General features: G+C 69.8%; 21 protein-coding genes and 1 tRNA gene. 14 read left to right on the top strand and 8 right to left on the bottom strand.

Annotated elements, in window-relative coordinates; translation table 11 throughout:
- The first annotated feature begins 79 nt into the window (after positions 1-79).
- Positions 80-1,144 (top strand): NAD(P)/FAD-dependent oxidoreductase, encoded by a 1,065-nt coding sequence (locus OG963_RS08845; RefSeq protein ID WP_319739677.1) that lies wholly within the window; start codon positions 80-82, stop codon positions 1,142-1,144.
- Positions 1,145-1,175: 31 nt separating this feature from the next.
- Here OG963_RS08845 and OG963_RS08850 read toward each other — a convergent pair whose 3' ends face one another.
- Entirely contained in the window at positions 1,176-1,760 is a 585-nt protein-coding gene (locus OG963_RS08850) for a helix-turn-helix domain-containing protein (RefSeq protein ID WP_256223352.1), read from the bottom strand.
- 201 nt (positions 1,761-1,961) lie between these two features.
- On the opposite strand from OG963_RS08850, the gene OG963_RS08855 reads away from it, so the two are divergent.
- From OG963_RS08855 to OG963_RS08910, 12 genes are all read left to right on the top strand, one after another.
- Positions 1,962-2,090, top strand: coding sequence for a hypothetical protein (locus OG963_RS08855; protein ID WP_256223353.1), 129 nt, complete (start codon positions 1,962-1,964; stop codon positions 2,088-2,090).
- A gap of 25 nt (positions 2,091-2,115) precedes the next feature.
- Positions 2,116-2,748, top strand: a complete 633-nt coding sequence (locus OG963_RS08860) for a class I SAM-dependent methyltransferase (protein WP_371798731.1) — start codon at positions 2,116-2,118, stop codon at positions 2,746-2,748.
- 120 nt (positions 2,749-2,868) lie between these two features.
- Positions 2,869-3,087 (top strand): hypothetical protein, encoded by a 219-nt coding sequence (locus OG963_RS08865; RefSeq protein WP_256223355.1) that lies wholly within the window; start codon positions 2,869-2,871, stop codon positions 3,085-3,087.
- 83 nt (positions 3,088-3,170) lie between these two features.
- Entirely contained in the window at positions 3,171-3,677 is a 507-nt protein-coding gene (locus tag OG963_RS08870) for an NUDIX hydrolase (protein ID WP_093929247.1), read from the top strand.
- A gap of 55 nt (positions 3,678-3,732) precedes the next feature.
- Positions 3,733-4,230, top strand: a complete 498-nt coding sequence (locus tag OG963_RS08875) for an FBP domain-containing protein (RefSeq protein WP_093770027.1) — start codon at positions 3,733-3,735, stop codon at positions 4,228-4,230.
- Between the two features lie 236 nt (positions 4,231-4,466).
- Entirely contained in the window at positions 4,467-5,561 is a 1,095-nt protein-coding gene (locus OG963_RS08880; RefSeq protein ID WP_093770026.1) for a substrate-binding domain-containing protein, read from the top strand.
- A gap of 117 nt (positions 5,562-5,678) precedes the next feature.
- Positions 5,679-6,986, top strand: a complete 1,308-nt coding sequence (locus OG963_RS08885) for an ABC transporter substrate-binding protein (RefSeq protein WP_093770025.1) — start codon at positions 5,679-5,681, stop codon at positions 6,984-6,986.
- 190 nt (positions 6,987-7,176) lie between these two features.
- Positions 7,177-8,031, top strand: coding sequence for a carbohydrate ABC transporter permease (locus OG963_RS08890; protein WP_030973551.1), 855 nt, complete (start codon positions 7,177-7,179; stop codon positions 8,029-8,031).
- Positions 8,028-8,963 carry a carbohydrate ABC transporter permease gene (locus OG963_RS08895; RefSeq protein WP_093770024.1) on the top strand — a complete coding sequence of 312 codons (936 nt, stop codon included), beginning with the start codon at positions 8,028-8,030 and terminating at the stop codon, positions 8,961-8,963. Before OG963_RS08890 ends, OG963_RS08895 begins: the two co-directional genes overlap by 4 nt.
- Positions 8,964-8,965: 2 nt before the next feature.
- A complete protein-coding gene (locus tag OG963_RS08900; protein WP_093770023.1) occupies positions 8,966-10,021 on the top strand; it encodes a hydroxyacid dehydrogenase in 1,056 nt (351 codons plus the stop codon).
- 12 nt (positions 10,022-10,033) lie between these two features.
- Entirely contained in the window at positions 10,034-10,165 is a 132-nt protein-coding gene (locus OG963_RS08905) for a hypothetical protein (RefSeq protein WP_371798732.1), read from the top strand.
- 37 nt (positions 10,166-10,202) lie between these two features.
- Positions 10,203-11,699 (top strand): HAD-IA family hydrolase, encoded by a 1,497-nt coding sequence (locus OG963_RS08910; RefSeq protein WP_093770022.1) that lies wholly within the window; start codon positions 10,203-10,205, stop codon positions 11,697-11,699.
- Between the two features lie 366 nt (positions 11,700-12,065).
- Here the strand turns inward: OG963_RS08910 and OG963_RS08915 are convergent, their stop codons facing one another.
- The 5 genes from OG963_RS08915 to OG963_RS08935 form a co-directional block, all read right to left on the bottom strand.
- On the bottom strand, positions 12,066-12,794 hold the full coding sequence (locus tag OG963_RS08915; RefSeq protein WP_319327924.1) for a hypothetical protein: 729 nt from the start codon (positions 12,792-12,794) through the stop codon (positions 12,066-12,068).
- A gap of 104 nt (positions 12,795-12,898) precedes the next feature.
- Entirely contained in the window at positions 12,899-15,373 is a 2,475-nt protein-coding gene (locus tag OG963_RS08920; RefSeq protein WP_371798733.1) for a polysaccharide lyase 8 family protein, read from the bottom strand.
- A gap of 537 nt (positions 15,374-15,910) precedes the next feature.
- Positions 15,911-17,725: an ABC transporter ATP-binding protein gene (locus tag OG963_RS08925; RefSeq protein WP_093770019.1), complete on the bottom strand. Its 1,815-nt coding sequence runs from the start codon at positions 17,723-17,725 to the stop codon at positions 15,911-15,913.
- A 357-nt stretch (positions 17,726-18,082) separates the two neighbouring features.
- On the bottom strand, positions 18,083-19,879 hold the full coding sequence (locus tag OG963_RS08930) for an acyl-CoA dehydrogenase (protein WP_093770018.1): 1,797 nt from the start codon (positions 19,877-19,879) through the stop codon (positions 18,083-18,085).
- A 62-nt stretch (positions 19,880-19,941) separates the two neighbouring features.
- Positions 19,942-20,712: an SDR family oxidoreductase gene (locus OG963_RS08935; RefSeq protein ID WP_218133068.1), complete on the bottom strand. Its 771-nt coding sequence runs from the start codon at positions 20,710-20,712 to the stop codon at positions 19,942-19,944.
- 290 nt (positions 20,713-21,002) lie between these two features.
- Between OG963_RS08935 and OG963_RS08940 the strand changes: the two genes are divergently transcribed.
- A complete protein-coding gene (locus OG963_RS08940; RefSeq protein WP_093770016.1) occupies positions 21,003-22,412 on the top strand; it encodes a S9 family peptidase in 1,410 nt (469 codons plus the stop codon).
- A 144-nt stretch (positions 22,413-22,556) separates the two neighbouring features.
- Here the strand turns inward: OG963_RS08940 and OG963_RS08945 are convergent.
- Together OG963_RS08945 and OG963_RS08950 are read right to left on the bottom strand one after the other, a co-directional pair.
- A tRNA-Pro gene (locus OG963_RS08945) sits at positions 22,557-22,630 on the bottom strand.
- A 50-nt stretch (positions 22,631-22,680) separates the two neighbouring features.
- Positions 22,681-25,314 carry an AAA family ATPase gene (locus OG963_RS08950; protein WP_093770015.1) on the bottom strand — a complete coding sequence of 878 codons (2,634 nt, stop codon included), beginning with the start codon at positions 25,312-25,314 and terminating at the stop codon, positions 22,681-22,683.
- Positions 25,315-25,328 lie beyond the last annotated feature (14 nt).

A 25,328-nucleotide genomic window follows, 5' to 3' on the forward strand; every position in this document is an offset into this window, starting at 1 on the left:
GACCATGGGTCAGTTCGCCTTCTTGCCGAAACAGCATGCATGTTTGCCGGATCGCACCGTCGGGTCGCAGGGTGTGGTCATGAACGAGCAAGAGATGAAGCGAGTGGACGGAGCGGCCTGGGACGTCGTGGTGGTCGGGGGCGGGGCGGCCGGTCTTTCGGCCGCGTTGACCCTGGGCAGGGTGCGCCGTTCGGTGCTGGTGCTCGACGCGGGTGAACCGCGCAACGCCCCGGCCGTCGGTGTCGGTGTGCACGGCGTTCTGGGCCGGGAGGGCATTTCGCCGCTGGAGCTGCTGCGCCTGGGGCGGGATGAGGTCGCCGCATACGGCGTTCGGGTGGTGTCCGGCCGGGTGGCGCAGGTGCACCGGGACGGCGAGGAGTTCTCGGTGGTCACCGAGGACTGGCAGCGGGTGCGGGCGCGGCGGGTCCTGGTGACGACGGGGCTGGTCGACGAACTGCCGGACGTGCCCGGGCTGGCCGCGCGGTGGGGACGCGATGTCCTGCACTGCGTGTACTGCCATGGCTGGGAGGTCCGCGATCGGGCGATCGGTGTGCTGGGCAGCTTCCACCAGGCGCTGCTGTTCAGGCAGCTGTCCACGGACGTCACGCTGTTCCTGCACGAGGGCACGGAGCTGACCGAAGAGCAGTGGGAACAGCTGGCTGGTCTGGGTGTCGGCGTGGTCGAGAGCGGAGTCGGCGGTCTGGTCGTCGACGAGGAGCAGGACCGGCTGACAGGGGTGCGCCTGGTGTCGGGGGTGGCTGTGCCGGTGGAGGAGCTGGTGGTGGCGCCGCGGTTCGTGGCGCGGGCCGGTTTCCTCGACGGTCTCGGCCTGACGATGCGGGAGCATCCGATGGGGATCGGTGAGCAGGTGGTGGTCGACGGCTCCGGCTTCACCGGGGTCGGGGGAGTGTGGGCGGCGGGCAACGTCAGCGACGTGCTGGCGGGCGTTCCCCAGGCCATGGCGGCCGGGGTCGGCGCGGCAGCGGCGATCAACATGAACCTGCTGATGACCGACGCCGGCCGTGCGGCTGCCTCCCGTACTGCGGTCCCCGGCGCCGACGTGTTCAGCGGGGTGATGGAGGCCGAGGTGTCGCGGCGGGCGCTCCGCACGCATGGCCTTGACGGCCTGGTGGACGGTGACTGAGCGGCGTCGGCGTTCTTGGTGCGGGCGGGGGTCAGGTGGTGCGGGCCTTGAGGTGGGCCCGTTCTCCCTGGGCGCCGAAGAGGATCAGGAGTTCCACGGTGCGGTCGTCGTCAGGGCCGAGCCAGTGCGGCACGTGGGTGTCGAACTCGGCGGCTTCGCCGGGCTTGAGGATCACGGTCTTGTCGCCGAGGAGCAGGCGCAGGCGGCCTGCGAGGACGTAGACCCACTCGAAGCCCTCGTGGGTGTTGAGCTGCGGTTCGGCTTCGGGCCGGGGCGGGATGAGGAGTTTGTGGGCCTGGACGCCGCCCGGCCGGCTCAGCGGCACGAAGGTCATGCCGTTGCGGGTGACCGGCTTCAGGTGGATGCGCGGATCCCCGGTGCGCGGCGCCCCGACCAGCTCGTCCAGGGGAACGGCGTAGACCTCCGCGAGCGGCAGGAGCATTTCGAGGGTCGGTTTGCGGGTGCCGCCTTCGAGGCGGGAGAGCGTGCTCTGGTTGATCCCGGTTTGCTCGGCCAGGTCGGCCAGCGTCAGGCCGTGCCGCCGGCGCAGGTCCCGCAGACGCGGCCCGACCGCGGCCAGCCGGTCCTTCTTCTCGATGTCACGTGCGGCGCTCATGCCCGCAAGCATGCTGAAACGGCATGAAGCTTTGCAACTCCGGCAGCGGCTGTCGCAGTGTCGTGCCAGCGGCCCGCCCCAGGCCCGGCGATCCGCTCGTGACCTGCCTACTTCCCTGAACCTGCTGAGGACTGCAACACCCTCTGTGTCTCCGCCCTCACCGGCTTCCTCGCCGACCACACCGGCACCGTGGAGCACGCGATGCGACTGGACGGATACGTCCACGGTTACCGCATCGCCTTCCTCGCCGGCGCAGCCCTGTTCACCCTGGCCCTCGCCGCCACCGGCCTCCTCGTCAAAAGCCACCGCACCAGCACCGCCGCCTCCTGACCCGCCGCACCGAAAGGCCCCGCACATGAACAGCACCAACGAGTCCGCCGCCTTCTGGGAGAACCACTACGCGGCTATGGACGCACGATGGGGCACCAAGCCCAACGCCGTCCTGACCACCCTGCTCGCCGACTTGGCCCCCATCCCCAGGACCGCTCTGGATCTGGGGTGCGGCCATGGCGGCGACGCACTCTGGCTCGCCGCCCAGGGCTGGGACGTCACCGCTGTCGACGTGTCACAGACCGCCCTCGACCGCGTCGCGGCAGGTGCCGCGGCCACCGGCATCACCGATCGGGTGCACGCGCAGCGGCACGACCTCGCCGAATCATTCCCCGACGGCACCTACGACCTGGTCACCGCCACCTACTTCCACACCCCGGTCGCCATCGCCCGCGAGCACGTCCTGCGCCGAGCCGCCCGGGCAGTAGCCCCGGGAGGACTGCTGATCGTGATCGAACACGCCTCCACCGCCCCCTGGTCCTGGCAGGCCGGCCAGGACATCCGCTACCCCACCCCCGACGACGTCATCGCCTCGCTCCAGCTCGACGACGCCTGGCACGTCGCACGAGGCGACGCACCCCGGCGCACCGCCACCGGCCCCGAAGGACAGACCGCGACCGTCACCGACAACGTCATCGCCGTCCGACGCACCCCCTGATCCACCGACGAGGCAGAACCGCGGCTGACCCCCGAGCACGACATCACTTGGACGTTCAGGGCTCGGCCGACAGCGAAAGAACAAGCGGCACGCGCCCGCATCTGCCTGCCACAACACACGATGGACGCCCGGGGCGAGCACCAGATCTTCACCGCACTGCGGGAGATGGCCCCGGGCCGGATCGCCCTGGTCGTCATGCACCGCCTCGACCATGTGAGGATGGCCGACCGGATTCCCGTCCTCGACCGGGGCCGGGTCCGGGAAGAAGGGGCTTTCGACCAACCGGCGTACGGAGACGGCCTCGTCGCCGAGCTGTACGCCCTGTCGCAGGACCGCTGAACCGCCGAACGCACCGACCCGCACAGGGGGTTCGTCGCGTCCGCTCGCACCGGGCGCGACGGTCCCGGCACACGAGGAGCACCATGGATTCCCGACGCACCGAGAACCCCACGCGCAACACCCGTCCGCCCGTCGCCCAAGCGGCGCTCGGCGTGGGCGTCGTCGTGCAGGACGAGCGGGGACGCATCCTGCTCGGCAGACACCATGGCGGCACCTGGGAGCTGCCGGGCGGCAAGGTCGACCCGACGAACGAGTCGATCGCCGCGGCCGCCGTGCGTGAGCTGCGCGAGGAGACCGGCCTGGATGTCACCGAGGACCGGGTGACGGTCTTCGCGATGCTTCACGACGTGGTCGCCGGGATCAACCGCGTGACCATGGGGGCCGTGGTGTCCGTGCAGGCGGAGAACCCCCAGGTCACCGAACCCCATCTGATCAGCACCTGGCAGTGGACCGGCCTCGACGACCTGCCCGAGCCGCTCTTCGATCCCTCGGCACAGATCCTCGCCGCCTGGCGTCCGGAGCTCCGCGTCGAGCATCCGCCCGCCCACTGCCTGAAGGTCATGGCCGTCCCCGCCGGAGCCGACTCGTAACCTAGGGCAATTAATCGTTTGCCTAGGCCTCATAGGCATCATTAGCGTCATCGACATGAAGGCCGTGAGTGAGCAGGACATCCGCGCATCGTTCGTCAACTGCTCGAAGGGGGAAGCCAAGCGTCTGCCGATGCCGCGCGATCTTGCCGAGCAGCCCTGGGACGATCTGGATTTCCTGGGCTGGCGCGATCTCGCCGCCCCTGGGCGCAGCTATGTCGTCGCCGAGCACGACGGCGAGCTGATCGGCATCACCCTCCGGTTCCCCTCCCGGCAACGGGGCTTTCTTCACCGCAGCATGTGTTCGCTCTGCCTGACCACACACCCGGGCAGCGGTGTCTCCCTGATGACCGCCCGCAAGACGGGCGCGGCGGGGCGGGAGGGGAATTCGGTCGGCGTGTACATCTGCACCGACCTCGCCTGCTCGCTCTACGTCCGCGGCAGGAAGGTCCCGGCCTCCGGCGGACGCTTCAAGGAGACACTGACCCTGGAGGAGCAGGTGGCACGGACCCGGACCAACCTCGCCGCGTTCCTGCGCACGCTGTACGTGGCCTGACCGCCTGATCCGCGACTCCACGACTCGGACGACTCGATTCCGGGCGTCGGCCGCAACGAGGGCAACGGCGCCCGCGAGTCCCCGCAGAGAGCGACTCCAGGAAGAGCCCGGGGATCACCCCGAGCCCTCAGGCGATCGTATTGAACGCAGACGCTCGATACGCTATTGGGCGTACAGTGACCTGCGAGGAGTCACTCTCCGCGTCCGTCCTTCCAGCCTTGCCACAGGGGGAGCCCATGCGACTGCATGTCGACCAGCGCCATGAGCGGGTGCTCGAGCTCGTCAGGGAGCGCGGCAGCCTCCGGGTCGCCGAACTCGCGTCCGAACTCGGCGTCTCAGCAGTGACGTTGAGGCGCGACGTGGAGGCGCTGGCGGCTCAGGGGAGGGTGCAGCGGCTGCACGGGGCCGTGGTGTGGCCGGGTGGGCAGGCCTCGGAGGTGCCGGTGCAGCCGCCGACCGCCGAGGGCGCCGTGATCGGAATGATCGTGCCGACCACCAATTTCATCTTCGCGGACATCGTGCGCGGAGCGCGCGAGACCGTGGAGGCCCAGGGCGGCCGCCTGGTGCTCGGGATGTCCGGCTATGTCGACACGGAGGACCCCGTACAGGCGGAACATCTGCTGGCGGGAGGGGCCGAGGGGCTGTTGATCGCGCCCAGCTGGTTCGGCGGGGTACCCGCCGACGGCCAGGAGAAATGGCTGTTGGAATGCCCGGTTCCGGCTGTGTTGGTCGAACGCACGGCGCCGGCCGGCAATCCCGCCGCGGCGCTCGACCGCGTGCGCACGGACCGGGCGCACGGCGCCGCGGTGGCGGTCGGTCACTTCGCGAAGCTGGGGCACCGGGCGGTCGCGGCGGTACTGCAGGAAGGACCGCATGCCGCGCAGATCACCGCGGGATATCTGGCCGCGACGGAGTCGCTCGGACTGACGCCCGTGCCGGGATCGCCGGCGATCAGGGGACATGGCGAGTACGACGAGACAGTGCAGTATCTGGTCGACGCCGTCAGGCAGCGGGGGGTCACGGCAGCGCTCGTGCACAGCGACGAGGACGCGATCGTGCTCGTGCCCAGGCTGCAGGAGCGGGGCATCAATGTGCCCTCCGACCTGGCCATCATCGCGTACGACGACGAGGTCGCCGGCCTGTCCGACGTGCCGCTGACAGCCGTCGCGCCACCGAAGCGGGCAGTGGGCGAGCTGGCCGCGAAGCTGATGCTGCAGCGACTGGCGGAGCGCGCCTCGGGCGGGACTCCTACCCCGCGCCAGCACCTCGAACTGCTGCCGGAGCTCCAGGTACGGGCGTCGTGCGGAGCCGGCGAAGTGAGCGGCAACTGATCGTGTCTCGATCGTTTTGATTGTTGTGTGCGTTCGCTCTTGACTGTGATCGGCATCGCGCAAATGATGTCCCTCGTTCGCCTCTCTTCCCGTACGAGGTCCCGTAGGAGCCGTGCAATGTCGCGCACTTCACGTTCGTTCCGTATAGCCGCCGTCTCTTCCGTCGCAGCTCTGGGGCTGCTCGCCACTGCCTGCGGCGGCGACGGCGGCTCGACCGACGCCAAGTCGAACGGCAAGCCGGTCACCATCAACTACTGGACCTGGACGCTGGGCGCCAAGGCAACTGCCGACGAGTTCAACCGGACCCACAAGGACATCCAGGTCAAGTTCACCGAGATCCCCAGCTCGACCGAGGGGTACAGCAAGCTGGCCAACGCGGTGAAGGCGGGCAACGCCCCCGACGTCGCCACCATCGAGTACCAGATGGTCCCCGAGTTCGCGAGCCAGGGAAATCTGGTCGACCTCACCGACCTCGCCGGTGAAACGGTCAAGAAGAAGTTCCCCGAACCCATCCAGAACCTGGTGAACTTCGGCGGCAAGACCTGGACGGTCCCGTTCGACGCCGCACCGCAGCTGTACTACTACCGCACGGACCTGTTCAAGAAGTACGGCATCGAAGTCCCCAAGACCTGGGACGAGTTCAGGGCCGCAGCCACGAAGGTCAAGAAGAAGGACAAGAGTGTCCGTCTGGCCTCGATGCCCAAGTCGGACCCGGCACTGTTCGCCGCGCTGTCCTGGCAGGCCGGTGGCAAGTGGTTCTCCACCGAAGGTGACGCCTGGAAGCCCGCCGTCGACGACGCCGGCTCCAGGAAGGCCGCCACCTACTGGGACGGGCTGATCAAGGACGACCTCGTGCAGACCTTCACCGGCTGGAGCCCGGAGGAGACCAAGGCGCGGGTCGAGGGCAAGACGCTCAGCTTCCTCGGTGCCTCCTGGTCCGCGGGGGGCATGAAGACCTCGCTCCCCGACCTCGCGGGCAAGTGGGCGGCGGCGCCCATGCCGAACTGGGGCACACCCGCCATCGGCAACTACGGCGGCACCTCCTACGGCGTACTCAAGGGCAGCAAGCACACCGAGGCGGCCGCCGAGTTCATCAAGTGGGTCACCACCGACGGTGATGCCGTGAAGGCCCGCCTGAGCGACAAGAAGTCCCCCAGCAGCGCACTGCCGGCCAACCCGGAGATGCGTGAGGTCGCCGCGTCCCAGTTCGACACCGCGTACTTCAAGGGCCAGGACATCTACAAGCTCGCCTCCGAGCAGGTCGACACCATCGTCCCCGGCTGGACCTGGGGTCCGAACCAGATGGACGTCTACACGGCGGTGCAGGACGCGTCCGCCAAGGGCGGCTTCGCAGCCGGCGTCGAGGCCGGCCAGCAGAAGGCCGAGTCGGGCATCGAGGACCGCGGGCTCAAGCTCGCCAAGTGACCCGTCGGGGTCCGGCCGCGCCTGACCGCGGCCGGACCCCGTCGACCACCCTCCCCCGCAGCGTCCATCCGCCAAGGAGCCCACCGTGGCAGTACCACTCGCCAAGGCCGTGCGACCGTCACGAGCCGGCACCCCCCGCGCGAGCGCGTCCCGGCTGAAGCGCAATCAGCGCGGTGTCGCGGCCCTGTTCATCGTTCCGTTCTTCGTTCTGTTCGCCGCCGTGATGGCGGCTCCGATCATCTATGCCGTGTGGATGAGCCTGTTCCAGGAGCGCGCCTCCTCCGGGCTCGGATTCGGCGGCACCGAGCGGGCCTTCGCCGGCTTCGCCAACTTCACCAACGCCCTGTCCGACCAGGGATTCCGGGAGTCCTTCCTGCACATCGCGGTCTACTGCGCGCTGTACATCCCGGTCATGATCGGCGCCGCGCTCGGACTGGCACTGCTCGTGGACTCCGCGGTCGCCCGGGCCAGGAAGTTCTTCCAGCTGGCGCTCTTCCTGCCGCACGCCGTGCCGGGTCTGATCGCCTCGATCCTGTGGATCTACCTCTACACACCCGGCCTCAGCCCGGTGCTCGACTGGATCGGCGCCCTCGGCGGTTCGTGGAACTTCTTCAGCGACGACCATGTGCTCTCGTCCATGGTGAACCTCACCGCTTGGCAGTGGATCGGCTACAACATGGTGATCTTCTACGCGGCGCTGCAGGCCGTACCGCGTGAGCTCGTCGAGGCCGCCGTCGTCGACGGCGCCGGAGCCATCCGTACCGCCCTGCAGATCAAGGTGCCGATGATCGCCTCCGCGGTCGTCATGACCGTGCTGTTCACGTGCGTCGGCGCGATCCAGCTCTTCACCGAGCCCAAGCTCTTCAACCAGCGGGGCACCTCGTCGGTGGACACCGAGTGGTCGCCGACCCTGTTCATCTGGAAGGCCGGCTTCGTCCAGCACGACTACGGACTCGCCGCCGCCGCCTCCCTCATGCTCGCCGCCCTCGGCGTGCTGCTCTCGTACGTCGTCACCAAGCTCGGAAACCGGTGGAAGTCCGCATGAGCACTCACACGGTCACCAAGGAATCCGTCCCTGCCCAGGCGCCGGCCGCTCCCTCCGAGCGCAGTCCCGCCGCGGCCGGCCGACGGCACAGCCCGACGCATGTGCTGCTCTCCAAGGGCGTCGTCAACGGAGTACTTCTCCTCGCCGCGTTCTACATGCTGATGCCGGTCAGCTGGCTGCTCTTCGCTGCCACCAAGAACCACCGTGACCTGTTCGCCACCGGTGGCTTCTCCTTCGGTGACTTCAACCTCTTCGCGAACATCCACGACGTCCTGACCTTCAACGACGGCATCTATCTGCGCTGGTTCGGCAACAGTCTGCTGTACTCGGTGGTCGGCTCGGCCGCCTCCGCGCTGCTGTGCACCGCCACCGGCTACGCCTTCGACAAGTACGACTTCCGGGGCAAGGAGAAGCTGTTCGGTCTGGTGCTCGGCGGCGTCCTGGTACCCGCCACGGTGATCCAGCTGCCGATGTATCTGCTCGCCTCCGAGGTCGGCGTCGTCAACACCTACTGGGCGATCCTGCTGCCCGCCCTGGTGAACCCGTTCGGCGTGTATCTCGCCCGGGTCTTCTCCGAGGGGTACGTACCCAACGAGGTCCTCGAGGCGGCGCGGGTGGACGGCGCGGGCGAGCTCCGCACGTTCAGCCGGATCTCGCTGCCGATGCTCGCCCCAGGCTTCATGACCATCTTCCTGTTCTCCTTCACCGGGAGCTGGAACAACTTCTTCGGCGCCCTGGTCATGCTCAACGACGACTCCCTCTACCCGGTCAACCTGGGCCTGTTCATGTGGAACACGAACACGGCCCAGCAGCCCGAGTTCTACTCGCTGGTGATCACCGGCTCGCTCATCGCCGTCATTCCGCTGATCATCGCGTTCATCGGCCTGCAGCGCTTCTGGCGATCCGGTCTGACCGCGGGTGCGGTGAAGTGATCATGTTCGTACCGGAAGGCACCGTCCTGAACAGCCCGGACCGCATCCCGGCCGGCCGACGACCGGTCACCGTGCTCGCCATGGGCGGCGAGATCCACCGCACCCTGCTGGCCGGCGGCGCCCTCGAGCGGCTCGGGCTCATCGCGGCGGTGGACACGTCGCTCCTGGTCACCGAGTACGCCGCCGCCGATCCCGCCGTGCTCGCCGACACCGAAGTCCTCTTCACCCACTGGGGCTCCCCGCAGCTCACCGACGAGGCACTGCGGCTCATGCCACGACTGCGGGCGGTCGTCCATGCGGCAGGTTCCGTCAAGCACCACGTCACCGCGGCGGTGTGGGATCGGGGCATCGCCGTCTCGTCCGCGGCCGCCGCCAACGCGCTTCCCGTCGCCGAATTCACCCTGGCCGCCATCCTGTTCGCCAACAAGCGGGTCCTCGGGGCCGCACGGCGCTACCGCGAGACACGGGGCGCCTTCGACCTCCTCCCGCACTTCGCCGGGCAGGGCAACTATCTGCGCACCATCGGCATCGTGGGTGCCTCGCGGATCGGCCGCCGGGTGATCGAACTGCTACGGCCGTTCGACCTGGAGGTCCTGCTGCACGATCCGTACGTGGACAAGGAGGACGCCGCCGCCCTCGGCGTGGAGCGCGTCGGTCTCGACGAGCTCGTCCGGCGCAGTCATGTGGTCTCCATCCACGCTCCCCAACTCCCCGAGACCCGCCACATGTTCGACGCGCGACTGCTCGCGCTGATGGCGGACGGGTCCACGCTCATCAACACCGCGCGCGGCTCGCTCGTCGACACCCGCGCCCTCACCGAGGAACTCGTGTCCGGCCGGATCCACGGCGTGATCGATGTGACGGACCCCGACCACCTGCCTTCCGACTCTCCGCTGTACAACCTGCCCAACGTCCTGCTGACCCCGCACATCGCCGGCTCCCTCGGCAATGAGCTCGGCCGCATGGCGCACTGGGCGATCGACGAAGTCGAGCGGTACGCGCAGGGTGCGCCCTTCGCGTACGGAGTCGGCCCCGACGAGCTGCAACGTTCGGCCTGAGAAGCATCCCGCATGACCTGCAGCCCCGCACCGGACACCGCCTATGTGGAGCACCGTTCACCGGGCAGCGGCCGGCTCGAAACCAGGGGGCAGCAGCGGACCGCATCGAGCGCCCTGTCGACGACGGGCACGGCCGGATCCTGAGCCGGCCACTCCGATCGAACCTGGGAAGGACTTCGTCATGTCTCGTCGCGCCCGCCGCGTCCTCGTCGTCGGCATCGACGGCGTGCGGCTCGACACCCTGCGCCGGCTGCCGACCCCGCACCTGGACGCCCTCGCACGGCAGGGCTTCCTCGCACCGGTCCGGATCGACAACGACACACCGACGATGTCGGGGCCGTGCTGGGCCACGGTCGTGACCGGTGTCACCGTCGCCAAGCACGGCGTGTGGAGCAACGACTTCACCGGCCACCGTCTCTCCGTCTTCCCCGACTTCGCGACCCGGCTCACGGAACAGGACGGACGGCGCACCTTCGTCGCGGCCGGCTGGGAGCCCCTGATGCTCGCCCGCGGCGGAGGCCCGCTCTTCCGGGCCCCGGCGAGGACCGCGTACGTCTCGCCCGCCGCGCACACCCCCGAAGGCTGGGACGCGTGCGACGAGCAGATCACCGAAGAGGCCGTACGGGTGCTGGCCGGAGACGACCCGGAGGCCTCGTTCGTCTACCTCGGTGCGCCCGACGAGACAGCACACTTCCTGGGCTGCGGCAGCGCGTACGAGCGTGCCGTGCTGGCGGCCGACGAACGCCTAGGACGGCTCCTCGACGCGGTGCGGTCCCGGCCCTCGTACGAGAACGAGGACTGGACGTTTCTCGTGGTCACCGACCACGGTCATGCGGACGCGGGTGGGCACGGCGGCCGCACCGAGGAGGAGCGCACCGCCTGGCTGATCGCGGCGGGGCCCGGCATCTCGGCGGGTGCTGTCCCCCGCGCCGTCCGCCATGTCGACGTCACCGCCCAGGTGTTCGCCTCGCTCGGCCGGCACGCCGACCGGCACTGGACGCTGGACGGGCGGCCCTTCGCCGCCGCCCCGCACGCCGTCCTCGTCGACATGGACGGCACACTCGTGGACACCGAGACGCTGTGGCTGCGGACCGCGCGGGAGACCGCGATGGGGCTCGGCCACGAGCTGGGCGAGACCGACCTGCCCTTCGTCCTGGGCCGCGCGGTCGCCGACACGGCCGCTCATCTCCATCAGGTCTCCGGGACCGGCCGCAGCGCGCAGTCCGTGGCCCGGGAACTCGACGCGGCCTTCCTGGCCGCCGTCGAGTGCGAAACCACGGTGCTGCCCGGCGCGTTGGAATTCCTTGATCTGCTCGGGGACCTGGACATTCCCGTGGCGCTGGTCTCGGCGTCCTCGCGCCCCGTGGTGGACGCGGTGCTCAAACTGCTCGGCGCGGAGCGGTTCCGTACGACGGTCGCCGAAGGCGAGACGCCTCGTACCAAGCCCGCGTCCGATCCCTATCTCGCGGCGGCGCGGGCGCTCGGTGTGGACCCTGCGGCGTGCCTCGCCGTGGAGGACAGCCCGACGGGCATCGCCTCGGCCGAGGCCGCAGGTTGCAGGGTGCTCGCGGTTCCCTCCTTCACGGAGATCCCACCTGCGTCACGAAGGACGGCTCTGCGCGATCTGCGGGCGATGGAGCCACAGACCTTGTGGACCGCGGGACTCCAGGCCGGGTAGTGGCACCGCGGTCGGTGAATCGGCTTCGGAACGGCTCGGCGGTCGGGCTGAAGCCCTCGCCGAGAATCAGGGCGCGCCACTTGGCGCGCAGCGCGGAGAACTCTTCCCCGGACTCCGTCCGGGGGGTGCCCCCGGCTGCGGCTGCCTCAGGGGTCAGGAGAGTGGGCGAGGCCAGGCCGAGGGCAAGTGCCGTACCGCCTGGTTGTGGCCAGAAAGGTACGACGGGGCCAGAAACGCGTCATTGCGATCTGCGGATGAGGAGGTGCGAGGAGGCTGCGGGGCCCTGGACCGACGTTGCGGATTCAGGGCAGGGACCAGAGGCTCTTCGGGCGGAGGCGGCGGGGGCGGGGATCAAGGGACCCGACTTCAGGGGGCGACGTCGGCGTACGAGGTACCCGCCTTCAGGCCGTCGATGTAGTTGATCTCCGCGTTCGCGGGGTCGTCGCTGTCGTAGGCGCCCCACTTGGGCTCGTTGTCGCCGTCCCAGGTGCGTCCGGTGTAACGGGTCGAGCCGTTGCTGAAGGTCTGTCGCGTGCCGTTGAAGTACAGCTCGATCCAGCCACCCGTGGCCGTGTCCGAGGTGTGGATGCCCAGGGCGAAGTCGTTGTACAGCCAGGCGGTGACGGGGGCGGACCAGATGAGATTCCAGGTGCCGCCCGGAGTCACGTGGAAGAGCCGCACGTCGCCGTTCCTGACCTCCATGAGGACCGGGTAGTTCTGGCTGCCGTTGGGATAGGACTTCCACTGGAAGGTGACGAAGGCGCCGGTGGTGGTGGACACCGCGCTCGACCATCCCAGGTAGTACGTACTGTCGTTCCGGAACTGGTAGGCGGAACCGCCGACGCGGATGTTACGGGCCTCGCAGCGGGGCGAACCGCTCGGCTTGTCGAACTTCCAGACGTCCCCGTGACCGTGTTCGTCATCGAACACGACCCCGGTATGGGCGGGCGCGTCGCAGTCCAGGGTGGCGAACACACCCGTTCCACCCGAGGTGTCGCCGTTCCAGAGGGGAGTGGCTGCGGCGGGTGAAGCCAGGACCGGAGTGAGGGCGAGAGGCAGGACGATCGCCGGGAGGGTGCAGAGGCGCTTGAGCATGGGGGGGGAGCCCTTTCTGCTGCGATCTGTTCACTTGGGACAGCCGGGCCGGGTTCCTGTCAGGCAGGTGGGAGGAACCCGGCCCGCCGAGGCGGTGCGGTGCGTCAGGCCGGTCGCACCTTGACCCGGTGGGTCGTTCCGTAGCTGCCGCTGAGGTCGCCGAACGTGATGGTGAGGGAGGAGCCCGTGTGCACATCGGTGACCGAAGTCGCCTTGGAGACGACCGACTTGACGGGGCGCTTCCAGGTGAGGGTCAGACCCGTGACGGTGCGGGACGGGTCGGCCACCGAGATCGTCGCCGTGCCGTCACGCCTTTCACGGATCTGCACGCTCACCGGTGCGCTCGCCGTGACCTTTCCGACCGTACCCGCTTCCCAGAAGTTGATCCCGGTGAAGCCGAGGGAGGGGACTCGGATGCCGCTCTGCTCGGGCGTGTTGGCGAGGATCTGCAGCCACAGCGGGTCGATGGCGCGGGCAGCGGTGCGGAGCTCGCTCGCGCCGGGCATGAGGATGTACGCGTACGAGGCGTCCTGCGGGTCGGCGCCGTGGTCCTGCCACAGCGTCAGATAGCGCCGCGTGAACGAGGTGGGGGAGCTTCCGGTGTTGATGTCTCTCCAGGCACCTGTGCGCTCCTCGCGCAGTGCGCTGACCCGGCTGCCGCCCGACTCGGGGAAGACATAGCCCGCGTGCCCGGCGATGTGCGCCCACTTGGTGTGCGGGCGGGTGGTCTGCCCGCCCTGGGTACCGGGCTGCGGAATGCCGTTGAGGCTGAGCCGGGCGGTGCCCGAGACGCCCAGGTTGCGGTTGTCGATCACCGTCTCGACCGCGGTGCCGTCGGCCGAGGTGATGCCGGCGCCGAGACAGACGATCGAGTCGTCGAGCCAGAACCACGACTTCTTGGCGGTCATCGTGCTGTCGACGCCCCGCAGATGCTGACCGGTGACGCCGAACTCGCCGTCTGTGGTGCCGCCCACCCAGGTCGTGTCCGGTTTCGGGTTGCCCCAGTTGCCGCCGAAGCCGTCCGGCAGCGGCTTCTTCGAGACGGTGATACCCGGCAGCCGGTACGGGTCGACCGTCGGCCAGAAGGTGTCCGAGTACTGCTCGAGACCATGGTCGTCGCCCCACCAGGACAGCCAGCCCGAGCCGGTGTGATAGCCGCGGGCGTGCTCACCGTTGCCGAACTCGTAGTGCGCGATGCGCTTGGAGGCCATGCTGACCGAGGCACCCCAGTCGCGACTGCGGTGGGTGGCGCGGTCCATGTTGGAGAAGACCCGGTGCTCGGTCGGCTCGGGCGACGCCTTGACCGTGTCGTCGTCGAACAGCGCCTGCAGTCGGGCCGTGTTGACCAGGCTCAGCTTCGGGTTCTTCAGCGCGGGACCGTAGTAGTCGCGCTGCAGCCAGCCCTTGACCATGCTCTTCCAGCGGGCCTGCTCCTCGGGGCTCGCGCCCTGGCCGACCAGTAGGACGGACGCCATCACGCTGTGCGCGCGGGTGTGATCGTCCTGAGGGAGCTGGAAGGGGTCGGACACCGTCAGACCTCGGCTGATGCCGCGGCTCGAGACGTTGTCCATCATCAGCCCGTTGTAGATGAAGGGGGCGATGGCCTTCTCGACGGTGTCGAGGAAGAGCTGGCTGCCCGGGTCGTTCACCTGCCACGTCGAGTCGCGCAGCAGCGCGAACAGCCGGCCCAGGCCGTCGTGGAGCACCGCGCCGTAGCCGCCGATGTAGGGGACGTCGGTGTGCTGGATGAACGAGCCGTCGGCGTAGAAACCGTCACCGGTGGTGACGTACGGGAAGACGGGGGACAGTGCGTCACGGCCGAGCTGGATCTTGGCCGCGCTGCCGCCGACGACGCCTCGCAGGATGAGCCCGCGGCACAGGTCGACACGGTTGGCGCCGGTACTGGTGCCGGTGTACTGCGCCACGGCCGAGTCCGGCAGGAACTTGTCCACGGCCCGGCAGTAGGCGGCTGTCTGCTCGGCCGACAGGTGGTCGTAGAGCAGCACGACGGTGTCCATCAGCGCCTGCGGCGAGCCGATCTGGAAGTTCCACCAGTTGCCGAACCGGGCCTTGTTCTCGTTGTAGACGTCCGAGTAGAGGTGGTCCAGGCCGGCGATGACGGCGTCCTTGAGCGCGGTGTCTCCGGTGAGCCCCGTGCCGGGCTGGGCGTACGCCTGGGCCATGGTGTTCAGCCGCGTGAAGCTGTCGTTCATCCTGGCCGAGTAGCCGTACGACTCCTGGTCGGTGTCCGGCGACGGGTCGGCATAGCTGATGCCGGGCCACAGTGAGCCGACCGCCGGCGCCATGGTGGCCAGGAAGCCGGATGCCTGGGTGCCGAGCGTGGCGAGCTTGGACCTGAAGGGCTCCGCGGTCGGGCTGAAGCCCTCACCGAGTATCAGCGTGCGCCACTTGGCGCGCAGTGCGGCGAATTCGTCGTCAGCCTGGTCGGCAGCCGATGCCTGGGTGCGAGCGGTGGCCGCGGCGGTGCCGGGCTCGGTGAAGCCGACCGCGAGCGCGGTGCCGCCGGTGGCCGCCAGGAAGGTGCGGCGGGACCACGGGGGCGAGGGAGGGGGCGTCATGGGTGCTCCGGAGGCCGGGAGGGGTGCGGAATACCGCTGTGGAGTAGGCGGTTTCTAGCACGCAAGCGCTCAACCGATCAACAGAAGAAACAGAATTGAGCATTTCGATCGTTCTGCGCGTTAATCTTTGTCCTACTTCCCCCCTGCTCTACCGCTTCCTCCTCGGCTGCAGTTCGCGGTGGAGGGTGCATGCCTCCGCCTCCCATGGTGTCTGTCGGGTCGTCGCCTCCGGACACCGTGCAGGAGCTGTTCGAATGCAGGACGTCGTCCCTCCGGTCGCTGCTCCTGGCGGGGGTGGCGCCGAGCCGGCGCGCGGCAGGCGCGGACGCACCGCGTCGCGGATCACGATGCCGTCGGCCCGGGAGGCAGGTGGGCGGGCAGCTGAGGCCGGGCCGGACGCAGAGGTGCCCGTACCGACGACGGGGAAGCCGGTACGGGCAGCGCTTGCAGGGTCGGGTGCCCACCTCCCGTGTGCACGGCACCACCGGGCACTCACCGTCGTCGGCAGGCGCAGGACCGCACCCACCGGCCTCGGGCTCAGTGCAGGTCGGCCCGCGCGGGGCTGCCGTCGAGGAATCCGCCCGACTGGTGCTGCCACAACTTCGCGTAGGAGCCGTCCGACGCGAGCAACTCCTGGTGGGTGCCCTGTTCGACGATCCGTCCGCGGTCCAGGACGACGAGGCGGTCCATGGTGGCGACCGTGCTCAGCCGGTGCGCCACCACGAGCGCCGTCCGCCCGTCCATGAGCCGCCACAGCGCCTCCTGCACCAGGATCTCGCTCTCGGAGTCCAGGGCGCTGGTGGCCTCGTCGAGCAGCAGGATGGGCGCGTCGCGCAGGATCGCCCTGGCGAGCGCGACCCGCTGGCGTTGTCCGCCGGACAGCTTGACACCGCGCTCCCCCACCATGGTGTCGAAGCCGTCCGGCAGCGCGTCGGCGAACTCCGTGACGTGCGCCGCCTCGGCCGCGCGGCGGATCTCGGCATCGGTGGCGTCCGGCCGGGCGAACGCGAGGTTGTCCCGCAGCGTGCGGTGGAACATCGCCGGGTCCTGCGGCACGTAGGCGATCAGGCTGCGCAGGTCGGTCTGACGCAGCCTGCTGATGTCCTGACCCCCGATCAGGATCCGGCCGGCGTCGATGTCCGTCAGCCGGAGCAGCAGCCTGGTGAGCGTGGTCTTGCCGCCGCCGGACCGACCGACGAGACCGATCTTCGCTCCGCTGGGCACAGCCAGGTCCAGGCCCTCGAAAAGCGGTCTCCCGCCCCCATGGGCGAAGGTCACCTGCTCGAAGCGGACATCGGCGGCCTGGGACAGCAGCGGCTCCGGCGACGCCGGGTCGAGCACGGTCGGCGGCGTCAGCAGCAGTTCGGTGAACTGTGCGGCCTCCGTCATCGAGCTCTCCAGGCGGCGGTAGATCTGGTTGAACTCGAACATGATCCGCGTCGCGTTGCTGTAGTACGTGAAGGCGACCACGACCGCCTCCACCCCGTGCCCGCCCCCGCCGAGCGTGACCGCGAGCAGCAGGCCCAGCGCGTTGGTCAGCACGGACATCGGCGCGACCAGTGTGTCGATGCGCAGGTTGCCGTAGTCCCACGACCTCAGTGTGAGCCGCCGCGACTGCGCGACGCGGGACCGATGCTCGGCGGCCTCACGTTCCTGGGCGGCGAACGCCTGGACCGTGTCGATGTTCGTCAGGCTGTCGGCGACGTGGCCCGACACCCGGGCGATCGCCTCCTCGCGCTGTTTGACGAGCGCCTGACGGCGGCGGATGAGGGGCACCACGCACAGCGCCGTCAGGGCGATCATCGCCAGGAGCCCGACTACGAGCAGCGGGTCGTAGCGCCACAGCACCACCGACCCGAACAGCAGCGGCACGAAGCTTCCCACGACCGAGAACGTAAGAGTGTCGATGAACTCCTCGAAGCGAGAGGCGAAGCTGAGGACCCGTTTGGTCAGCGACCCGGCGAAGTTGTCATGGAAGAACGCGGCGTCCTTGGCGAACAGCTCGTCCATGCCGATCACGTACAGGTGCTCGATGGCGAGCGCGGCTACGCGGTTCAGGCAGTGGAAGCCGATGCGCCACAGCGTCTCCGCGAACAGAAGGACGCCGGCGAAGCCGAGAACGTAGGGCAGCGTCGAACCGATGGAGATGCCGTTGTCGCCTGCGATTCGGCCGACGAGCTTCGCGACGACCAGCGGCGCGATGTAGTTGATACCGATGTTGCCCAGCGCCGGCAGCAGCATCGCGGGCACCGTCAGCCGCGGGCACCGGGCCAGCTCCCGTCCGTAGTAACGAAGTGCGAGGAGTACCGAGCCCCTGCTCCGAGGAGCCTCGCGCGATTCAGGTAAGCCCATCCCAACCCCGTGTTGTCGTGCAGCAGCCCGCCGTGCGCCTCTCGGGGGCATGCCGCTGTCTCCATGGCCGTGCGGAGCTCCGGTTCGAGTGAGTGCCCGCGCTCGGGTCGTCCTCCGACAGGCGGGGCACGACGACAAGGCCCCCCGCGCAGATCGCAGCGACGCCACCGTGCGAGTACGGGCGGGCCAGGCGTCACAGTGTCCCGCGATGACGCCCGCGGAGTCCAAGCGTTTTTGTCAGCCGGCGGCGCACCGCACACACGTGCGCCCCCAGCCGGACGGGTGCGGGTCTCCAGGAGTCGGGGGCGACCTGTCAACAGCGCGTCGGCGGAGGGCGGGTACCGCGGAATCGTTGGATCAGAACCACTCGGGCCGGTTGTCCGCCGCGGTGCGGTCCAGACTGTCGAGCAGATCGAACTGCGGTCCCGTACGGGGTAGTTCCACGCGGAAGAAGTACCGGGCCGCCTGTCGCTTGCCCTCGTGGAAGTCATCGGTGCGGTCCCTGAGTGCGAGGAACTGCTCCAACCAGATCCAGGCCAGCACCACGTGGCCGACGGCTTCCAGGTAGACGGAGGCGTTGGCCAGGGCGGTCGCGGGGTCTCCGGTCGACCAGAGCGTGGCCGTGGTGCGCTGTGCCCGGGTCGTGGCCTGCTCCAACACGGCGGCCAGCTCGGCCGCCTCGCCGCCGCTCGCCGTGGCGCGGGCGACGGTTGCCGAGATGGTCTCCAGCAGCAGACTCAGCCCCGCTCCGCCGTTCGTGACGACCTTGCGACCGAGCAGGTCCAGTCCCTGGATGCCGTGCGTGCCCTCGTGGATGGCGTTGAGACGGTTGTCCCGGTAGAACTGCTCGACGTTGTACTCGCGGGTGTAGCCGTAGCCGCCGTGCACCTGGATGGCGAGGTCGTTGGCGGCCAGGCACCACTGCGACGGCCAGCTCTTGGCGATGGGCGTCAGGACGTCCAGCAGCAGCCGGGCGCGGGCGCGCCCGGACTCCTGCTCGGCGGTGCGTTCCTCGTCGAGCAGGCGGCTGCAGTAGAGGCTGAGCGCGAGGGCGCCCTCCACGTAGCTCTTCTGTGCCAGCAGCATCCTGCGCACGTCGGCGTGCTCGATGATGGGGACCTGCGGGGCGTTCGCGTCCCTGCCCGTCAGCGGGCGGCCCTGCGGGCGGGTGCGGGCGTAGTCGAGGGCGTGCAGATAGCCGGTGTAACCGAGCGCCGTGGCTCCGAGCCCGACGCCGATGCGGGCCTCGTTCATCATGTGGAACATGTACGCGAGCCCGTGATGGGCCGCGCCCACGAGGAAGCCCACCGCGCCCGGGGCGCCGCCCGGGGCGTGCCGGCCCTCACCGAAATTGAGCAGGGTGTTGGTGGTTCCGCGGTAGCCCATCTTGTGGTTGAGGCCGGCCGGCACCACGTCGTTGCGTTCGCCCGGGCTGCCGTCCGGCTCGACCAGGAACTTGGGCACGATGAACAGCGAGATGCCCTTCACGCCCGCCGGCCCACCGGGGATCCTGGCCAGCACGAGGTGGACGATGTTCTCGCTGAGCTCGTGGTCTCCGCCGGAGATCCACATCTTGGTACCGGTGATCCGGTACGTGCCGTCGTCCTGCGGCACCGCCCGGGTGGTGATGTCGGCCAGCGAGGAGCCGGCCTGCGGCTCCGAGAGGCACATGGTGCCGAAGAACCGGCCCTCGACCATGGGCCGCACATAGGTGTCGACCTGTTCCTTGCTGCCGTGCGCCACGAGCAGGTCGGCATTGCCGATGGTGAGGAACGGATACGCGGCGGTACCCACATTGGCGGCCTGGAACCAGGACATGCAGGCATTGGCGACCACGGTGGGCAGCTGCTGCCCGCCGACCTCGTAGTCCATCGCGGCGCCGGTCAGCCCGGCCTCGGCGAAGACCCGCAGCGCCTGTCCGACCTCCGGGATGACATGCACCCGCTCTCCGTCGAAGCGCGGCTCCTCGGAATCGTTCTTCTTGTTGTGCGGAGCGAAGTGCCGGGTCGCGATGGCCTCGCTGAGGTCCATCACCGCGTCGAAGGTGTCCCGGTCGTGGTCGGCGTAGCGGGGGTGGCGGGTCAGAGCCGTGACGTCCAGCCAGTCGTGGAGCAGGAAGTCCAGGTCGCGGCGGGAGAGCAGCAGGGAGTCCATGGGCATGGGTCCGATCGGGGAGGGCGGCGGAAACAGGTACGCGTGTGCGTCCGGGCGGCGGTTCAGACGGTGGTGCCGATGCCGCCGTCGACGGGGATCACTGCGCCGGTGACGTACGCCCCGGCCCGGCTGGAGAGGTAGATCGCCACGCCGGCCATGTCATCCGGCCGTCCGATCCGGCGCAGCGGCGCGGACTCGACCACGGCGTCGCCCTGTGCCTTCAGCGTGGCGGCCATCATCCTGGACTCGAACGGGCCGGGGGCGATCGCGTTGACGGTGATGCCCTGCGGCCCGAGTTCCTTGGCCAGAACCCGGGTCAGGTGGTGCAGTCCGGCCTTGCTCGCCGCGTAGGAGTAGGTGGGCAGCGGGTTGACGTGCAGGCCGTCGATGGAACCGACGTTGATCACGCGTGCCGGGTCGTCATGGGAGCCGGCCTTGCGCAGCAGCGGCAGCAGCGCCTGGGTCAGCAGGAAAGGGCTGCGCAGGTTGAGGTCCATCACCTTGTCCCAGCCGCTGACCGGGAACTCGTCCAGCGGCGCACCCCAGGTCGCGCCCGCATTGTTGACCAGGATGTGCAGTCGCTCCTCGCGGTCGCCGATCTCTGCGGCGAGCCGGTGGCACTCCTCCTCCCGCGACAGGTCCGCCGGCAGTGCGATCGCCTCGCCGAGTTCGGAGAGCTCACGCGCGGCCTCGTCGCAGGCCGCTGCGTTGCGGGAACTGACGTAGACCCGCGCCCCGGCTTCGACCAGGCCGCGGGCGATCATCAGGCCGATACCGCGGGACCCTCCGGTGACCAGGGCGGTTTTGCCGGAGACGGAGAACAGTGAGGTCACGGCGGACTCCAAAGGCGGTGATCGGGTGGGCGCGGACCTCCAGGATACTAAGCGGTCGCTTAGAACGCGTCAACCAGCCCGCACCCGTCGCGTCGCCGGTCGAGGGGGCCTTGTCCATGGACCTGGGCGGCGTCGACGGAGACCGCGGGCGACACGGCAGCGGCGGAACACGTCGCGCCGCCCGGCTCCGTACTCCGGACGGCGGCCCTCGGTGTCAAGCAGGCTGTTCGGGGGAACGGCCGGTGTCGCGCATCGAGGTGCAGGGGTCGGGACTCCTACGGTCGGCTGGCATGACGCACGTATCGAAGGACGCAGCCGGCCTCAGTCGGCGGACCGCGCTCACCGGGCTCGCCGGTGGGGCCGGGGTCCTGCTGGCAGGCGGCTGTACGCCCCAGGGCGCGACTTCCGCGCAAGGGCCCGCACCCAGCCGTACGGGATCGGCCACCGGCTCCGCGGACGCCGCCACGCCCGGGGTGATGACCCTCTTCAAGGATCCGGGGTTCAACTTCAACGGGCTTCTCGCACTCGGCGCGGCGGGCCAGGGCTCCAGCGAGGTGGGCGAGGTGCTCACCGCCGTGAACGCGATCAACAAGGCCGGGCCTTCGGCGCAGACGTATACCGCGACGTTCAGGAGCCTCGGTGATCAGTTGATGGTGGCGCCCGTGGACAGCAAGGCCGGGACGGAGACGACGCGCCTTCGCGCGCTGCGGGCATCGCAGTACTACGGCCAGGCACTCTTCTTCGCCCTCGGCTCCGACGACCCCGGCGGTGAGGAGCGGCTGTACAGGTCCGGGCGCCGCGGCTGGGACACGTTCTGCAAGCTGTCCGAACCGCCACCGGTGACGGCGGACGTCCCGTACGGGAGGACGCCGCTTCCGATCTGGTTGTTCCGGCCGGACGACTCCGGCGAGCGACGCCCCACCGTGATCCTCACCAACGGCAGCGACGGTCAGAACGTCGACATGTGGACTTATGGCGTCCCGGCCGCCCTGGACCGCGGCTGGAACGCCCTCGTCTACGACGGACCAGGTCAGGGGCAGTTGCTCTTCGTGGACCGGGTGGTCTTCACGCCGCGCTGGGAAACGGTTGTCACACCTCTCGTCGACTGGCTGGTCGCCCGCACCGACGTGGACGCCGGCAGGCTCGCCCTGACCGGGCTGAGCATGGCAGGCGATCTGGCGCCGCGGGCCGCCGCCTTCGAGGACAGGATCGCCGCTCTGGTGGCGATGCCCGGCGTTCTGGCTCCATGGCTGGGTTTCCCTCCGGAGATCCGGAAGATCCTCACCCCGGACAGGACGGAGACGAACAACGTCTGGAACAAGCAGGTCGTCCCCGAGTTGAACCCGGCCGAGGCCGCGACGTTGAAGAAGCGGTTCGAACCCTTCTCCGTGCCGGCGATGCTCGCCGCCCGTGGCGGGAAGATGTTCACGGACTTCCACACCCCCGCCCAGCTGATCAAGTCGCTCGACATCACGGACGTCGTAGGGCGCATCACGATGCCCACGCTGGTCCTGGACTACGACGACGAGCAGTTCTATCCGGGGCAGCCGCGCCGGATGTTCGACAGACTGACGTCCCCCAAGGACTACGTGAAGCTCACCGCGGCGACCGGCGCGCAGCTGCACTGCTCCCCGATGGCCCCGCAGCAGCACTGCGAGATCGTCTTCGACTGGCTGCAGGAGACACTGCCCGGACGCTGACCGCGTATGACGCGCAGTCGTGGACCGCGCTCGACATCACGCCGGTGCTTCGGCATCCCGAGAGGGCTCCCGCACGGCTCCCGCTCACGCGTGAGGGGCGCCCCGAAGAGCGCCCCTCACCTACGGAAAATTCCGACATCTCTGTCGGGACGACAGGATTTGAACCTGCGACCCCTTGACCCCCAGTCAAGTGCGCTACCAAGCTGCGCCACGTCCCGCTGCGAATCCCCCCGGTGTCCCCAGGCGGCCGCGCAGGACAAACATTACCTCACTCCGTCGACCGGATCGACGCCCGCGCCTGGTGGGCGCGGGTGGCGAGCGATTCGGCACCGCACGCGGTGGCCAGTTTCTGCGCCCGGGCGAGCTCCTTCGGGGAGCGGATCGCGATGCCGTAGTCGAAGCGGGCCAGGGCGTGTTCGTACGCGGACGGGGAGGCCTCCAGGTGCCGGACCGCGTCGGCGAGCAGGTGCTCGGCGTCCTCGGGGCGGGCGAACAGCGAGACGCAGCGCAGCGCCTCACCGATCGCGGTCTCCGTGCCGAACCTCTCCGCGTGCACCCGGGCCGAGGTCGCGAGTTGGGCGGCACGGGCCGGGTCGTCGTCGGCCAGGGCGCGGGCGAGGTCGCCGGCCCAGGGGGCCCAGATGCCGTTGAACCTGCCGCGCGGTTCGAGTGCCTGGCCGGCCGCCTCGAGTTCGGTGACGGCCTCCTTCGTACGGCCTTCGGCGAGCAGGAGACGGCCCCGGACGCACGGCGCGTCGGGCAGCACCATGGCGCTGGGGTAGGGCAGGCCGAAGTGGTACCTGTCAGCTATCGTGCGGGCCTCGGAGACGCGGCCGCGGGCCAGCAGGGTGTCGATGAGCAGGCAGGCGGCGTCCCAGTGGACGGGCAGACCGCTGCCGACACGGTCGGCGAGCCGCAGCCCTTCGCGCAGAAAGCCCTCGGCCTCGGCCAGTCGGCCGCGACGGCGGTGGACCAGGCCGAGGAGGGTGTGCGCGAATGCGAGGTGGGCTCCGCTCCAGCCGGAGATCTCGAAGGCGCGCACTGCCTCGCTGAAGAGTTGCTCGGCCCGGTCGAGCTGGTCGGTGAAGGCATAGGTGATGCCGACCAGGGTGGGGAACTCGAAGCCCCATTCGGTGTCGGTCCAGCCGAGACCACGGGCGGGGCGGCCGTCGACAAGCGCGCGTTCGCAGAGGTCGATGACGAGTTGGGAGTTCTCGCCGCGCAGCATCGCGTCGAACGCGCGGATGGTGAGCAGGGCGCGTTCGGCGTTGTCCTTGCCGGTGAGGTGGTCCGCGTTGCGGGCGAGCCGACGCGAGCGGCCGGGACCGTCGTCCTCGGCGGCCTGCATGCCCTCCCACATGAAGTGCGCGGCCTGGAGGCGCATCTGACCCGGCCCCGGGGCGGTGCGTCCGACCTCGGCGGCGAGGGCGAGTGCGGCTTCCTTCAGCTGGTTGTTGTGGGAGAGGGCCGCGGCCAGCCGGAAGGTGGCGTCGACCCGTACGTCGTCGTCGAGTCCGGGCAGATCGAGGGCGGCGCGCAGATGCTGGACGGTGGTCGGCGGGGAGCTGAGCAGCGTGGCGCAGCCCAGTTCGTACAGCAGCGTGGCGCGCACCTGGTGGCGCGGGGGCTCCCGCAGGGCTCGCTCCAGGCAGCGGCGCGCGGCCTCGGGTGCGCCGACGGCGAGGTGCTGGCCGGCTGCTTCACGGAGTTGCTCGACCAGTTCCTGGTCGTCGTCCGGGTGGACTTCGAGGAGGTGGCGGGAGGCCGCGGCAGCGCCCAGTCCGGCCCTGGCGATCGCCCAGGCGGCCCGGCCGTGCATGGCGGTGCGGGTGGCCGGCGGGATGGAGCGGTAGACGGCGGTGGCGATCAGCGGGTGGACGAATTCGAGCGGGTCGAATCCGCTGACGATACGGGCGTCGCGCAGCCGCGCGGTGCAGTCGGCGGCCTCTGCGGGGCTCATCCCGGCGAGGGTGGCGGCGAGGTCCTGGGAGATGTCGGTGCCGAGGACGGCGGCGGCCCAGGCGAACCGGTTCGCGTTGGTGCCGAGCCGTTCGAGCCGGGCGACGAGTCCGCTGCCGCGGGCCGAGGCGCCGAGTTCGCGCAGCAGTCCGGCCGACTCCTCCAGCGGCGGCAGTTCGCGGTCCTGAACCTTGGCGACGAGTTCGACCGCCTCGTACGGGTTGCCGCCGGTGACGGCCCACACCTCCCGGCAGAACGGATCGTCGGCGTGGTCACCCAGCCCCGCCCTGACCAGCTCGGCCGTGGCGTCGGGGGTGAGAGCGCGCAGCGCGACCCGGACCTGCGCCGGGTGTCCGCTGCCGTTGCCGCCCTCCGTCTTCCGCGCCGCCAGCTCGTCCGGACGGTGCGCCTGGACGACCAGGACGGGCAGTTCGCCGAGGCGCGCGGTGAACGAGGCCAGCCAGGCGAGGGATTCGCCGTCCGCCCAGTGCGCGTCGTCGACGATCAGCAGCAGCGGACGGTGGCTCAGCCGTGAGGCGAGCCGCGCGACGACCCAGTCGATCCCGTCCCGCACACCCTGCGGATCGGGCTGCGGGCCGGTGGGTTCGGCGAGCCCGAGGGCGGGCGCGGCGATCTCGTACCAGGCGCCGAACAGACTCCTCACCTCGTCGGGCGGGAACTGGTCGAGGGCGGGCTGCAGCAGTTGACGTACGACGTGGAACGGTACGGATGTGACCGTCTCGCCGCCGCGCGCGGACCAGACGGTGCAGCGGTCCGCCGCCAGGGTCTCGATCTCGGCGAGCAGCGCGGTCTTGCCGATGCCCGCCTCGCCACTGAAGATCAACAGCCCGCCGACGGCCTGGGCGCCGCACAGGGCATCCACGGCTTGTGCGGCGGCAGCGAGTTCCGGATCGCGCTCGTACAGCGGCCGGGACGGCTTCATGCCTACCCTCCCCA

The sequence above is a fragment of the Streptomyces sp. NBC_01707 genome (genome assembly GCF_041438805.1).
In the GTDB taxonomy this organism is placed as follows: Bacteria; Actinomycetota; Actinomycetes; order Streptomycetales; family Streptomycetaceae; genus Streptomyces.

What these genes read in the sequence shown, in the direction of transcription:
- OG963_RS08865 (WP_256223355.1), top strand. Translation starts at nt 2,869, where the DNA reads ATGGACGCCCGGGGCGAGCACCAGATCTTCACCGCACTGCGGGAGATG.
- OG963_RS08875 (WP_093770027.1), top strand. Translation starts at nt 3,733, where the DNA reads ATGAAGGCCGTGAGTGAGCAGGACATCCGCGCATCGTTCGTCAACTGC.
- OG963_RS08860 (WP_371798731.1), top strand. Translation starts at nt 2,116, where the DNA reads ATGAACAGCACCAACGAGTCCGCCGCCTTCTGGGAGAACCACTACGCG.
- OG963_RS08925 (WP_093770019.1), bottom strand. Translation starts at nt 17,725, where the DNA reads ATGGGCTTACCTGAATCGCGCGAGGCTCCTCGGAGCAGGGGCTCGGTA.
- OG963_RS08930 (WP_093770018.1), bottom strand. Translation starts at nt 19,879, where the DNA reads ATGGACTCCCTGCTGCTCTCCCGCCGCGACCTGGACTTCCTGCTCCAC.
- OG963_RS08870 (WP_093929247.1), top strand. Translation starts at nt 3,171, where the DNA reads ATGGATTCCCGACGCACCGAGAACCCCACGCGCAACACCCGTCCGCCC.
- OG963_RS08940 (WP_093770016.1), top strand. Translation starts at nt 21,003, where the DNA reads ATGACGCACGTATCGAAGGACGCAGCCGGCCTCAGTCGGCGGACCGCG.
- OG963_RS08885 (WP_093770025.1), top strand. Translation starts at nt 5,679, where the DNA reads ATGTCGCGCACTTCACGTTCGTTCCGTATAGCCGCCGTCTCTTCCGTC.
- OG963_RS08950 (WP_093770015.1), bottom strand. Translation starts at nt 25,314, where the DNA reads ATGAAGCCGTCCCGGCCGCTGTACGAGCGCGATCCGGAACTCGCTGCC.
- OG963_RS08855 (WP_256223353.1), top strand. Translation starts at nt 1,962, where the DNA reads ATGCGACTGGACGGATACGTCCACGGTTACCGCATCGCCTTCCTCGCC.
- OG963_RS08900 (WP_093770023.1), top strand. Translation starts at nt 8,966, where the DNA reads ATGTTCGTACCGGAAGGCACCGTCCTGAACAGCCCGGACCGCATCCCG.
- OG963_RS08915 (WP_319327924.1), bottom strand. Translation starts at nt 12,794, where the DNA reads ATGCTCAAGCGCCTCTGCACCCTCCCGGCGATCGTCCTGCCTCTCGCC.
- OG963_RS08850 (WP_256223352.1), bottom strand. Translation starts at nt 1,760, where the DNA reads ATGAGCGCCGCACGTGACATCGAGAAGAAGGACCGGCTGGCCGCGGTC.
- OG963_RS08880 (WP_093770026.1), top strand. Translation starts at nt 4,467, where the DNA reads ATGCGACTGCATGTCGACCAGCGCCATGAGCGGGTGCTCGAGCTCGTC.
- OG963_RS08905 (WP_371798732.1), top strand. Translation starts at nt 10,034, where the DNA reads ATGACCTGCAGCCCCGCACCGGACACCGCCTATGTGGAGCACCGTTCA.
- OG963_RS08895 (WP_093770024.1), top strand. Translation starts at nt 8,028, where the DNA reads ATGAGCACTCACACGGTCACCAAGGAATCCGTCCCTGCCCAGGCGCCG.
- OG963_RS08910 (WP_093770022.1), top strand. Translation starts at nt 10,203, where the DNA reads ATGTCTCGTCGCGCCCGCCGCGTCCTCGTCGTCGGCATCGACGGCGTG.
- OG963_RS08845 (WP_319739677.1), top strand. Translation starts at nt 80, where the DNA reads ATGAACGAGCAAGAGATGAAGCGAGTGGACGGAGCGGCCTGGGACGTC.
- OG963_RS08920 (WP_371798733.1), bottom strand. Translation starts at nt 15,373, where the DNA reads ATGACGCCCCCTCCCTCGCCCCCGTGGTCCCGCCGCACCTTCCTGGCG.